This window comes from Thermococcus sp., from assembly GCF_027066465.1.
Lineage (GTDB): Archaea > Methanobacteriota_B > Thermococci > Thermococcales > Thermococcaceae > Thermococcus.
Genome location: NZ_JAMONU010000076.1, coordinates 1 through 12,525, shown reverse-complemented (window position 1 = coordinate 12,525; position 12,525 = coordinate 1). Strand labels below are relative to the sequence as shown.

Sequence of the window (12,525 nt, the reverse complement as noted above, 5' to 3'; positions counted from 1 at the left end):
AGGTATGGTGAGCGTTGAGCTTAGGGACGTTTCCAAACGGTGGGAGGGCTTCGAGCTTCGCGTTGACATCTCGGTGAGGGACGGCGAGTTCCTAACGCTGCTCGGTCCGAGCGGCTGCGGAAAGACGACGACGCTGAGGATTATAGCGGGCCTTGAAAGGCCGGACACCGGAAAGGTTCTTTTCAGCGGGAGGGACGTCACCGAGCTGAGGCCCTACGAGAGGAACATAGGCATAGTCTTTCAGGACTACGCCCTCTTTCCCCACATGACGGTCTTCAAGAACATAGCCTTTGGACTTGAGATGAGGGGACTTCCAAAGGAGGAGATACGGAGGAAGGTTGAGTGGGCGCTCGAACTCGTTGGTCTCTCGGGCTTTGAAAACAGGTACCCGGAACAGCTCTCCGGCGGACAGCAACAGAGGGTTGCACTCGCGAGGGCTTTGGTTATTGAGCCGGAAGTTCTGCTCCTCGACGAACCGCTCAGCAACCTCGACGCGAAGATAAGGGAGCGCCTCCGCTCCGAGATAAGGCGGATTCAGCGGGAGCTTGGAATAACGACGATTTACGTTACCCACGACCAGGAGGAGGCTATGGCGATAAGCGACAGGATAGCAGTGATGAACGTCGGCAGAATCGAGCAGGTGGGAGAACCTCTGGAACTCTACTACCGGCCGAGGACGGAGTTCGTGGCGCGCTTCCTCGGAACGAGCAACATAGTCGAGCTTGAGGCCCAAAACGGGGTCGCAAAGCTTGGGAACCTCGAGTTCAATGTGGGGGTAGACGGAAAGGTCCGGGTCTTCTTCAGGCCGGAGAGCGTTGTCGTGGTGAAGGGAAGTGATGCAAAGGTTATAGACTACGAGCTTCTCCCTGGCAGAATTAGACTGAAACTCGACGTCGAGGGGGTTGAAATAATCTCGGAGAGACTTCTCAGCGAGCTACCCTTCGAGCCGAAGTCGGTTCCCGAAAGGGTGGGCCTGCGCGTGCTCTCGTACTCCATCCTCGAGCCGTTTAAATGACAGCAGGTAAAGGAAATCGCGTGGATTCCTCACTCCTCCAGCTTTTCCTTGAGGAACTGCTTGAGGACGTAGGGACACTGCTCCTGGATGAACTTCGCGAACTCCTTCATCCTCTTAACGGTAATCTCGCTGACGTAGTGCTCGAACTGGCAGGCGTCGTGCTCAGCTATCTCCGGTGGGATTCCGAGTATGTCCACGAAGAACTTCGTGAGGAATACGTGCTTTGAATACGTCTCCTCCGCTATCTTTCTTCCCTTCTCAGTCAGGAGAATCCTGTCGTACTTCTCGTACTCGACAAGACCCTTCTCGGCGAGCTTTTTGAGTGCATCAACCACGCTCGGCGGCTTAACGTTCATTATCTTTGCTATGTCCTTGACGCGGATAACCCCCTTGTTCCTGTAGAGTATGTACATTGCCTCGAGGTACTCCTCCTCCCTCTTGCTGACCTGCACGGCCCTCACCGGGTTAGGTTCGCCAAAAACCTTTAAGTAGTTTTCCCAAAACTTAAAAGTTTTAGGGAAATCCGGTATCGGTGGTGAGAATGGCGCTCTACTTCATAGGTCTCGGACTCTACGATGAGAAGGACATAACGCTAAAGGGCCTCGAAACGGCCAGAAAGTGCGAGAAGGTCTTCGCGGAGTTCTACACCTCGCTCCTAGCGGGGACGACGATAGACAAAGTGGAGGAACTCATAGGCAAGCCGATAGTCAGGTTAAACAGGGAGGACGTTGAGCTCAACTTCGAGAAAACCGTCCTCCCTGAGGCGAAGGAGAAGGACGTCGCGTTTCTCACCGCCGGAGACCCGATGGTGGCGACGACCCACTCCGACTTGAGAATCCGGGCGAAGAAGGCCGGCGTTGAGAGCTACGTGATTCACGCCCCGAGCATCTACTCCGCGGTGGCCGTAACCGGGCTTCAGATTTACAAGTTCGGAAAGAGCGCCACAGTTGCATATCCTGAGAGGAACTGGTTCCCGACGAGCCACTACGACGTAATCAGGGAAAACCGGGAGCGCGGTTTGCACACGCTTCTCTTCCTCGACATAAAGGCCGAGCGGAACCGCTACATGACGGCGAACGAGGCGATGGAGATACTCCTACAGGTAGAGGAGATGAAGAGGGAAGGCGTTTTCACGCCCGAAACCCTCGTCGTGGTTCTGGCAAGGGCCGGCTCGCTGAACCCGACGATAAAGGCGGGCTACGTCAAAGACATGATTAACGAGGACTTTGGAAGGCAACCCCACGTTCTCATCGTGCCCGGGAGGCTCCACATCGTTGAGGCGGAGTATCTGGTGGAGTTCGCGGGTGCGCCCGAGGAGATTCTGGAGGAGGTTTAGCGAAAGCTTTATATTTTCGCCCGCTCTCCATACTCCGGGCGGGCCCGTGGTCTAGACTGGTTATGACGCCGCCCTCACACGGCGGAGGTCCGGGGTTCAAACCCCCGCGGGCCCACCATTGAAACTTTGCCTTCGCAAAGTTTCATCAAAGTTGGTAGCTCCTTCTGGAAGGCTAAATTTTGAGTGAATTTTCCAATTGAACTGTCGTTTTGAGTGTAAGAACTTCTCCAATTGCTCCCTTTGCAGAGGTCTACTTTTAGAATCGGCACCCGAAGGGCGTCAAAAGAAGAATAAACCCTTTTGTATGGGTTGTTCTGGGTTTCTACTTGAGCCTTTGGAGGGAAGCTACTAACTTTTGGTGAAGCTTTTGGAAAAAAAGCTTCTTCGCAGCCTTTCTCAAAGGCTGTTGTAAAGTTTGTTCGCCTGCGCGACGTCGAGCTTTGCTCGACGCGAGGGACAACAGTCCCGCAGAGTTTGACTAAATCTATGACTCATTTCATGCTCTTAACATGGAGTTTGATAAGAAAAAGCTGGAGAATGCTTTGAAGCTTACCCCTGAATTCTACCACATCAAAGGTGAGTTTTGGAAGGGTTTGATTAAAAAGCTCGATTACATTTTTCTTTGAAAGCCTCGCCCTTCAGGGCGGGGAGGAGGTCAGATCGGCAATTCTACCAACTACTTCATACCCAAGAACTCACGCCCTAACTGGGAGGGATGATAGAAAGGAATTGAAGAACCGAGTCAAATGCTCTCTTTGTAGTTTATGCATTCCCTCCAGAGAAAGGTTTATAAGTCAACCCCTTCAACGCCCAGCGGTGATTAAAAACCACCTTTCTTGGAGGTGTTCGCAGTGGAGATGAAGTTCGAGATACCCGTATGCACCTCATGCGGAAAGGAGATAACCCCAAGGGAGCACGCCACCCACTTCGTCTGCCCGAACTGTGGCGAGGCGATAATCTGGCGCTGCGAATCCTGCAGGGTTCTAAGCATGCCCTACAAGTGCCCCAAGTGCGGATGGGAGGGGCCGTGAACCAGGAGGTGAAAAAAGATGAGCGACTACAACATGGTTGCGGTTGTTAAGGTCATGCCGACCGACCCCGAGGTCAACCTCGACGAGCTCGAGGCCAAGCTCAAGGAGGCTCTTCCTGAGAAGTTCGGCCTGGCAAAGGTTGAGCGCGAGCCCATAGCCTTTGGTCTCGTCGCCCTCAAGTTCTACGTCCTTGCCAAGGACGAGGAGGGCTACGACCTGGAGCAGGTTCTCGAGGCCTTCAGACAGGTTGAGAACGTCGAATCGGCCGAGGTCGAGACAATTTCGAGGATTTGAGGGCTTCGCCCTCTTCGTCTGCTTCTTAAACCTTCTTGCCCTTCTATTGGTGTACCAAACATAACATCTCGAATTCATGGATTCTGAACTCGTATGCAACGGACAGATTTAGAGAAGAACAGAGGGCTCAAAGCCCCAAGCTCAGGCTCAGCTTCGGCCTCTTCCACTCGTCGAGTATCGAGCGGAGCTCCTCGTTTTCCACCTTCGCGTATAGCTCGTCGAAGCGCTTCTTTGCTTCGTCGTCTCCGGCGCGCCAGCGCGCCAGCTCTCCAATGGCTCTGAAGAAGTACGCCGTATCGTCCTCGAAGAGCTCGGCAAAGGCCTCCATGTTCCTCGCTATCGTGTCGTAGGCGTTCTCGTTGAACAGCCCCTCGATGAAGTCAACTAGCGTGTCGAAGACGACGCCGAATATATCATCACTCACGTTAATTGCCTTGAGCAGGGCCTCGCGGAGGGCCTTGAAGGCCCTATCATAGTCTTCCCTGCCCGCATGAATCTCGGCCTCGACAAGCTTGGCGTTTATCTCAATCTCGTCGTCGCGCGGGTTCCTGAGGACTTCCTCAATCAGTGCCTCGGCGGTATCGTAGTTCCCGAGCTCGTAGTGGAAATGGGCTAAGTCGAGCAGGCTTATGAGCCCGTTCTTCTCATCGCCGATGCGCTCGAATATCTCTCTCGCACGCTCCATCAGCTCTATGGCCCTCTCGCTCTCGCCAAGTTCGTCGTAGTTCACCGCGAGGTTCGCCAATGTCAGCGCTATCTCCCTGTCGTTCTTCAGGACGTTCTCCTCGTGCTCAAGGAGTTTCTGGTACGTCTCTATAGCCTTTTCAGGCATTCCGAAGTGCTCGTAGGCATCGGCGAGGTAGTAGAGCGCCGTCGCGTACTCCTCCGGGTCGTCCTTCTTCCCCTCAACGACCCGCTTGTAGAGCTCTATCGCGCTCTCGACGTCGTCGAGGTGAGCGTAAACGTGCCCAATCTCGTGGAGCAGGTCGTAGGGGTCGTCGCACTGAACGGCAACTTCTCCAAGCCTCTTGAGCTCTTCTCTAAGCTCCTCCTCGCTTTCTATCGCATCAATGTAATCGTCAAAGAGCTCCAAAAGCTTCTCGCAGTCCTTCCTGCTCAAAGCCTTCTCCCACTCTTCCTTGAGGTTCATTTCACATCACCGCCCTTCGGTTGGCAGGACGGGTTAAAAACGTATGGTGTGCCCAGGTCTGGAGGTGGTGGAGACCAACTAAAATCGTCAACTACATCTTGAACATGCGTCAATTCATTGTCGCTCTCACTTATTTTTTCACATCATATTGTCATTTTGCCTGTCAGCTATCGGTATGACTCACAATTTTATTGATATTCTGTCGTACATTTTTCAGAAAGTTGGTCAGAGTGTCCACATGTTCAAGGGGAAGTGTTATAGGGGTCATGCCTTGAGGAGAACCTGGATAATTTATCCAGGTGGTTTGTATGGAAACCGTGAGGGGAAAGGATATCATCCAAGAGTACGCCGGCTGGAGCAGTCTGGACGTCCTCGAAAATGCGAACCGCTATCCCGGTCCAACCGGCTTCTTCGCCTACGTTATGGAGGAAGCTCTAAAGGAGAGCATCTCGCTGGTTCCGAAGGAGGGCAGGGAGGCGCACTTCTCTGGAGACATTTACATCCACAAGCTCCCCTACAGCCTCTACATCCCCTACTGCACCGGCCACAGCACCGCGAGGCTACTCGAAAAGGGCCTCAAGACGCCGACGATTGTTTCCCGGCCGGCTAGGCACTTCGACACCTACGTCGACCACATAGCGAACTACCTCATAACGATGCAGCACTACTTCAGCGGTGCCCAGGCTTTGAGCTCGGTCGAGTGGTACGCGGGGCCCTTCATCAGGAAAGAAAGCCTGGACAGACGTAAAATCAGGCAACAGATTCAGAGGCTGGTTTACAACCTCAACTACCCGAGCAGGGTGGGAATGCAGACTCCATTCACCAACTTCACCGTAACGCTCGACGCTCCCAAAAAGATGCTCGAGGGCGACCACGCGGTTTACGCTGGAGAGAAGGTCGAACCGCTCGGCGAGTACGAGAGGGAAGCCAAAGAGTTCTTCATGGCCTTAACCGAGGTTCTCCGCGAGGGGGACGCGCTCGGCCAGCCCTTCACCTTCCCGATTCCGACGCTGATGGTCACTGCCAAGATGCTCTGGGACGACCCTGAGATATTTGAGGCGGTCTTTGGAACGGCGTCTAAGCGCGGGAGCTTCTACTGGCTGAACACGAACGTCGTTGACCCTGATGCGAGCTACGCGATGTGCTGCAGGATTGCCATCGACAAGACCGAGATGGCCTTTGCCTTCGGCGTCTCGGGAAAGAGCGCCGAGGAGGAAGCGCTGGAGAGGCTTGAAAGGGGGCGCTTCGGCGGACTCTGGGCGATGCCCGACGTCACCGGCTCGGTGAACGTTACGACCGTGAACCTCCCGAGGCTCGCCCTTAAGGCCGGAGGAGACGACGATAAGTTCTGGGAGGAGTACGAGAGGGTTCTCGAGGTCGTGAGGAGAACAACGGACTGGTTCAGGGAGCGCTACGTGAGGCTTATCACGGCTTACCGGCACATGTACAGCATGATTCACCTCTACCTTGAGGAGTTTCCGAGCAGTCACTTCAACACCGTCGGAATCCTCGGCCTTCCGGAAGCTGCCTCGATTTACCTCAACGAGCCGAAGCTCTGGGAGGAGGGAACGAGAAAGGACTGGCTGAAAGCTGCGGAGCTGATGAAGGAGATGGTGGAGTTCGCGACTGCCAAAGCGAGGGAGTGGATGAAGGAAACCGGAACGCCCTGGAACGTGGAAGAGGTTCCCGGTGAGAGCGCCGCGGCGAAGCTCGCCATAAAGGACCTCCGCGAGTTCTCGGAGCTGAAAGAGTACCTCAGCGACCCGGAGAACCCCATTTACTCGACCAGCGTGGCGCCCTACTACGGTTCCCTGGAGCTGGCCGACAGAATACGGATTGAGGAGAAGGTCCAGAGGAGCTTCACAGGTGGGGTGATGATGCACATCTTCCTCGGCGAAGAGCCGGACCCCGAAGCCCTTGCGAAGCTCACTAAGAGGCTCATGAGAACGGAGCTCGTCTACTGGAGCTACACTCCCGCAATAACCGTCTGCAACGCCTGCGGTTACTCAACTACCGGCCTGCACACCCACTGCCCGCGCTGCGGGAGCGAGAACGTCGAGATATGGAGCAGAATAATCGGCTACTACAGACCGCTCAAGAACTGGAACCCCTTCAGGAAGAAGGAGTTCTGGACGAGGAGGCACTACTCTCCCTGATTTCTTTTCTGGGGGTGTTTCTATGCTCACGAGCGGGTGGAAGAGCGTCAGCATGGTCGACGTTCACGGGAAGGTTACCTTCACGCTCTGGCTCTGCGGATGCAACCTCAGGTGCCCCTTCTGCCACAACTGGCGCATAGCGGAAGGCCTCGACTGCTTCCCCCTCGATAGAAAAGCCCTCCTCGACGAGCTCGAGGCGAGCGCGTTTCTCATTGACTACTTCCACGTTACGGGTGGAGAACCGCTGATGCAGTGGAGAGAGCTAAGCTCGCTCTTCGCGGAGGTTAAGCTTCTCGGTGTTCCGATAAGCCTCAACACAAACCTAACCCTCGTCGGACCCCTTAAAAAGCTCCTGAAGGCTGACCTGGTGGACCATATAGCGACCGACCTCAAGGCTCCTCCGGCACTGTACGGTCTTCCCGAAAGGCCCGCGGAAAAGCTCTGGAGGCTCTTCCTGAAGGGCCTTGAGATTGTTTCGGACTACGGAGTTCCGCTCGAACTCAGAATTCCTGTGGCGAAGGGCTTTGACGCGTGGCCGTACATAGAGGAGGGCCTGCGGAGGATTGAAACGGACTTCTACGTTGTCCTGAACCCGCTCGTAGGAAGGCCCCTAACGAACCCCCGGGACGAGAGCTGGTGCTCAGAACACTGCTGGCCGGAGGAGGAGGTTGAAGCACTCAGGGAGAAGCTTGAGGAACTTGGCATTAAGGTTCACGTGAACCACTTTGGTTGAAAACCTTCGGTTTTAAAAAGTGTTAAAAATTGCCTCTTTCTCTCGAATTTTGTATTACCAAATCTAAAATTAGTGGCACGAAGGTGGTGAAGGTGAGCCTCCGGAGGGCCTTCCTCGGCCTTTTGCTGATGAGCGTGATGCTTTTGGCCGTTGCAGGAAGCGGGTGCATAGGAACCGCCTCCCAAACCTCGTCCCCAACCTCAACAGCCAAGTCCCCCACCATAACGGCAACCCCCAAGTACCCGGTAAAAATCACCGACTTCTCCGGAAGGGTGGTAACAATAAAGAGTCCCCCCAAGAGGGTGATAGTCCTGTCGGGCTACTGGGCGGAGATAATGACCATTCTCGGCGTCCAGAATACGATAGTGGGGATAGGAAAGTACGTCCGCTACGACCCGTACGTGCCGAAGTTGGTCAGGGACAAGCCCGTCGTCGGGAGCAACTTCGAGGGCCTGAACTGGGAGACCGTGGTCTCTCTGAAACCCGACCTGATAATAATGGACTGGTACGGGGGCAAATACGCGGACGGCCAGACCCTTAAAAAGGCCGAAGAGCTGGGGATACCGGTTATAGCCCTGAGCGCCAAGAGCGTGGGAGACAACATAAGGGTCGTCGAGATACTCGGAAAGGTCTTCGGAAAGGAGGAAAAGGCCAACGAACTCGCGAACTGGATGAGTGAGAAACTCGACAACGTGAAGAAGATTGCCTCTGGAATAAAGGACAGGAAAAACGTCCTCATGATAAACGCCCCGACCGACTTCAGCAAGCCGATAACCGTCTTCGCCAAGGGCAGTGCGTGGGCGAGCATAATCGACCTCGTCGGCGCAAACAACCTGGCCTACGAGAAGAATTTCAGCACCCCGTGGCCTCAGCTTGACCTCGAGAAGATAATCTCCTACTGGGGAAACGAGACCGACGTTCTGATAGTGGTGTCGTTCAGCAACAGCACCCTCCAGAAGGCCATCCAGGAGATAAAGACAGACCCGAGGTGGAGGGCGATTAAGGCCGTTCGTGAAGGCCACGTTTACGGCGTACTCGCGGGTTCAGAGGGCTTCCTCGACTGGGGGCCGCGCATCATAGTCGGCATCTACCAGATAGGGGACATAATATACCCCAACTACTACCCCGACTGGAGAACAGTCGCGAAGGAACTGCTCGAGAAGTTCTACGGGATGAAGTACAACTCCTAGCCCTGACGGGGGGCCTGACGTGAAGCTAAAATTCAGGAACCTCCTCTTTGTTTTTCTGCTCGTTTCCCCCCTCTTTTCTCTCATGGTCGGGCTGTGCGTTGGAACGTACCGGATTCCTCCGTCTCTCGTCGTTAAGATGCTCGGAACGGCGGTCTGCGGAAGGCTTCTGCAGGTTGTTCACTGGGCAACGCTCGGCAAGGTAAGCATAGACCTGAACACGGGCTATCCCTACGTCCCGAGGGTCATACTGTTCGACATAAGACTGCCCAGGGTTCTGCTGGCGATGGCGGTCGGTTCCGCCCTGTCCGTATCCGGCGCGGTTCTCCAAGCAATCTTCCGCAACCCACTGGTTAACAGCTACATACTCGGGATTTCCTCGGGAGCCGCGTTCGGGGCGGCGCTCGCGATTGGACTGTCCCTGTCCCTTGGGGTAACGCCCCTGGCTTTCATCTTCGCTCTCATCGCGGTTCTGCTGACGGTTTCCCTGGCCAGAATAGGCGGCCGCGTTACCCCAATAACGCTGGTTCTGGCTGGTATAATAGTCAACGCCTTCTTCTCGGCTTTAACTTCCCTCATGCAGTTTTTGATGAACAAGGAGCAGCTGGCCAGCATAGTTTACTGGCTGATGGGGAGCTTCGCCAACACGGACTGGAAGGCCGTGGAAGTTGCCCTCCCCGTGGTTCTTGTCGGGTGTGCCGCCGTCTACGCGATGCGCTGGCAGCTCAACGTTCTGTCCTTCGGTGAGGAGGCCAAGCTCGTCGGCATCGAAAGCGAGAAGCTGAAGACGGCCTTCATAGTGATAGTCTCAATGATTACGGCCGTCTCGGTGGCGTTCTGCGGAGTCATAGGGTGGGTCGGACTCATGGTTCCCCACCTCGTCAGGATGGCCTTCGGTCCGGACCACAGAACGCTTATTCCCCTGACGATAACCGTCGGCGCATCCTTCCTGGTTCTGGCGGACACGCTTGCGAGGTCGGTCACAACCTGCGAGATACCAATCGGGATAATCACGACCCTTCTGGGGGTTCCCTTCTTCGCCTACCTCCTCAGGAAGACGGGGGGTGGGTGGGGTGCTTGAAATCAGGGGGCTGTCCTTCAGCTACGCAAACTTCTCGGTTGAGGACGTTAACCTGACGGTCGGTGAGGGGGAGCTGGTAACTCTCCTCGGCCCCAACGGAAGCGGCAAAACGACAATACTCAAGGCGATTTACGGACTGCTCAAACCCACGGAAAGGTGCGTCTACATAGATGGAAAGGATTTCCACGGGCTGTCCTTCAGGGAGAGGGCCAAGCTGGTCGGCTACGTGCCCCAGTCCCACTCGCCTCCTTTTCCGTATCGGGTGATAGACGTCGTCGTTACGGGCGTTGCCTCCCAGCTCTCGCCCTGGGAAAGTCCGGGGAAGGAGCACTACGAAAGGGCGCTCGAGAAGCTCCGCCTCCTCGGCCTCGAGCACCTGAAGGACAGACCGTACACGCAGCTGAGCGGGGGGCAGATGCAACTCGTCCTGATAGCGAGGGCGCTCGTTCAGGAACCCACGGTTCTCCTCCTCGACGAGCCAACGGCCCACCTCGACTTCAGGAATCAGGCCCTGGTTCTGGGAATCGTGAGAAGGCTCGCCAGGGAGGAGAACATCTCGGCGTTAATAACACTCCACGACCCCAATCTGGCCTCCCTCTACTCCGACAGGATAGCCCTGGTAAAAGACGGCAGGATTAAAGCCGTTGGAAAACCCGAGGAGGTTCTGGGGGAGGAAACCCTGGCGGAGGTTTACGGCATCCCAGTTCGCGTTCTCGAGTTCGAGGGCATGAAGCTGATACTTCCCGAGAAGGAGGTGCCCGAATGATATGCGTGATACTTGGCTATGGTGCGAGACCGCTCCCGCTCGTCAAGCGAGTTGCTAAAGAGGAAGGCCTAGAGTGCGCGGTTCTGACCGACCAGAACTGCGGAAAAGAGCTTGAAAAGATTGAGAGCGCTAAGGTCGTGTTCGTCTACGCCCACGAACTCCCCGATGAGGTCGAGGAACTCCTGAGGAAGAGCGAAGCCAAGGTAATCGCCTGCGGGGGACTGGAGGGCTTATCAAACGTTCCAGAGGAGGTCGTTGTTAAGGCGAAGAGCTACTACGTCCTAGGAGGCGAGAGGAACCTCAGAAACCTGCTGAGGTTTCTGGCCAGCCTCGCCGGAGCGAACGTTGACTACGAGGAACCCCGGGAAGTTCCAATGCACGGGATATACCACCCCAGATTCGGACTCTTTGAGAGCCTTGAGGATTTCCTGAAGGTCTACAAGAGAAGACCCCTGGTCGGGATACTGTTCTGGAGGAGCGCCTGGCTTTACCACGACTTCACAATCATAGAGGAGGTAATAGATACCCTCGAAAGGGAGGGACTGGGCGTAATCCCGGTCTTCACCTACGGGAAGGACTCAAGGACGGGACTCGGGACCGACATAACCGAAACAACTGAGCGGTTCTTCACGGAGGACGGAAAGCCGGTAATCGAGGCCCTCATCAGTTTAATATCCTTCGGAACCGTCGAGCTGAAGAACCTGACCAGGCTCAACGTTCCGGTGTTCAGCCCGATACGGTCGTACTACCAGTCGGTGGAGGAATGGAGGAACAGCGAGCTGGGAGTTGACTACATGACCCAGGTTTACGGGGTCATACTCCCCGAGATAGCGGGCGCGATTGAACCCATCTTCATCGGCGGGACGAGGAACGATGGGGGCTACAAGAGGGGCGAGCCTTACGGGGTGCACGCCGAATACCTGGCCAAGAGGGTGAAGAGGTGGGTGGAACTCAGGAGGAAGCCAAAGAAGGACGTCAGGATAGCGATTGTCCTGATAAACCCCCCGTGCAAAGGGCTTGAGGCGAACGTTGCGGTTGGACTCGGCCTAGACGTTCCCGAGAGCGTTGTCAGACTCCTGAGAAAGCTCAAGGAGCTCGGCTACAACGTTGGCGAAGACCTGCCCGAGAGCGGTGAGGAACTCATAAGGATGATTCTCGAGAGGAAGGCTATAAGCGAGTTCAGGTGGACGAGCGTTGAGGATATAGTAGCCAGCGGAGGGGCATTAGACTTCGTCGGCCTCGAGGATTACCTCGAGTGGTTCAGCGAACTTCCCGAAGACCTCAGGGAGAAAATAATCAGGGACTGGGGAAGGCCTGAGGAAGTCCTCTCGGGAGAGTTTCAGAAGGGGCTGAAGGGCATCGAGAGGTTCACAAGAGCCCTCGTCGGAATGGTCTACGAGGGTAAGTTCGTGGTTCCGGGCCTGAGGTTCGGGAACGTCCTCATAACCCCCCAGCCGAAGTTCGGCTGTGCCGGTCCGAGATGCGATGGAAAGGTCTGCAGGATTCTCCACGACCCGAACGTCGTCCCGCCTCACCAGTGGTGGGCGGTCTACAGGTGGATAACCCGGAAGTTCAAGGCAGACGTGGTCGTTCACTTCGGAACGCACGGCTACCTAGAGTTCAGACCCGGCAAGGGCGTTGGCCTGTCGCCCTCGTGCGTTCCGGAAGCGACGATAGACGACGTTCCCCATGTCTACGTCTACGCCGTCTCAAACCCGATGGAGGGCGTAATCGCAAAGAGGAGGGGCTACGCCCTTCTTGTGGACCACCTGTACC

At 55.7% G+C, this 12,525-nt stretch carries 12 protein-coding genes and 1 tRNA gene; 11 read left to right on the top strand and 2 right to left on the bottom strand.

Annotation, left to right across the window (positions count from 1 at the left end; all coding sequences use genetic code 11):
* Positions 1-4 precede the first annotated feature (4 nt).
* The gene (locus tag MVK46_RS03475; protein ID WP_297535260.1) at positions 5-1,015 is read left to right on the top strand and encodes an ABC transporter ATP-binding protein; all 1,011 of its coding nucleotides are present in this window, start codon (positions 5-7) and stop codon (positions 1,013-1,015) included.
* Positions 1,016-1,044: 29 nt separating this feature from the next.
* Here MVK46_RS03475 and MVK46_RS03470 read toward each other — a convergent pair whose 3' ends face one another.
* On the bottom strand, positions 1,045-1,467 hold the full coding sequence (locus MVK46_RS03470) for a metal-dependent transcriptional regulator (protein ID WP_297535257.1): 423 nt from the start codon (positions 1,465-1,467) through the stop codon (positions 1,045-1,047).
* Positions 1,468-1,556: 89 nt separating this feature from the next.
* Between MVK46_RS03470 and dph5 the strand changes: the two genes are divergently transcribed.
* From dph5 to MVK46_RS03450, 4 genes are all read left to right on the top strand, one after another.
* Positions 1,557-2,351, top strand: coding sequence for a diphthine synthase (gene dph5 / locus MVK46_RS03465; protein ID WP_297535259.1), 795 nt, complete (start codon positions 1,557-1,559; stop codon positions 2,349-2,351).
* 40 nt (positions 2,352-2,391) lie between these two features.
* Positions 2,392-2,469: transfer RNA gene (locus MVK46_RS03460), tRNA-Val, on the top strand.
* 739 nt (positions 2,470-3,208) lie between these two features.
* Positions 3,209-3,382: a zinc finger domain-containing protein gene (locus tag MVK46_RS03455; protein ID WP_297535258.1), complete on the top strand. Its 174-nt coding sequence runs from the start codon at positions 3,209-3,211 to the stop codon at positions 3,380-3,382.
* 18 nt (positions 3,383-3,400) lie between these two features.
* The gene (locus MVK46_RS03450) at positions 3,401-3,676 is read left to right on the top strand and encodes an elongation factor 1-beta (protein WP_297535256.1); all 276 of its coding nucleotides are present in this window, start codon (positions 3,401-3,403) and stop codon (positions 3,674-3,676) included.
* 127 nt (positions 3,677-3,803) lie between these two features.
* Here MVK46_RS03450 and MVK46_RS03445 read toward each other — a convergent pair whose 3' ends face one another.
* On the bottom strand, positions 3,804-4,826 hold the full coding sequence (locus tag MVK46_RS03445; protein ID WP_297535255.1) for a lipopolysaccharide assembly protein LapB: 1,023 nt from the start codon (positions 4,824-4,826) through the stop codon (positions 3,804-3,806).
* A 308-nt stretch (positions 4,827-5,134) separates the two neighbouring features.
* Between MVK46_RS03445 and MVK46_RS03440 the strand changes: the two genes are divergently transcribed.
* The 6 genes from MVK46_RS03440 to MVK46_RS03415 form a co-directional block, all read left to right on the top strand.
* Positions 5,135-6,982: an anaerobic ribonucleoside triphosphate reductase gene (locus tag MVK46_RS03440; RefSeq protein ID WP_297535254.1), complete on the top strand. Its 1,848-nt coding sequence runs from the start codon at positions 5,135-5,137 to the stop codon at positions 6,980-6,982.
* A gap of 22 nt (positions 6,983-7,004) precedes the next feature.
* Positions 7,005-7,715: an anaerobic ribonucleoside-triphosphate reductase activating protein gene (locus MVK46_RS03435; RefSeq protein ID WP_297535253.1), complete on the top strand. Its 711-nt coding sequence runs from the start codon at positions 7,005-7,007 to the stop codon at positions 7,713-7,715.
* Between the two features lie 86 nt (positions 7,716-7,801).
* Positions 7,802-8,905, top strand: a complete 1,104-nt coding sequence (locus MVK46_RS03430; RefSeq protein ID WP_297535252.1) for an ABC transporter substrate-binding protein — start codon at positions 7,802-7,804, stop codon at positions 8,903-8,905.
* Between the two features lie 19 nt (positions 8,906-8,924).
* Entirely contained in the window at positions 8,925-9,983 is a 1,059-nt protein-coding gene (locus MVK46_RS03425; protein ID WP_297535251.1) for an iron ABC transporter permease, read from the top strand.
* Positions 9,976-10,749, top strand: a complete 774-nt coding sequence (locus tag MVK46_RS03420; protein ID WP_297535250.1) for an ABC transporter ATP-binding protein — start codon at positions 9,976-9,978, stop codon at positions 10,747-10,749. Before MVK46_RS03425 ends, MVK46_RS03420 begins: the two co-directional genes overlap by 8 nt.
* On the top strand, positions 10,746-12,525 hold a 1,780-nt coding region (locus MVK46_RS03415; protein ID WP_297535249.1), incomplete at its 3' end, for a cobaltochelatase subunit CobN. The genes MVK46_RS03420 and MVK46_RS03415, both read left to right, overlap by 4 nt.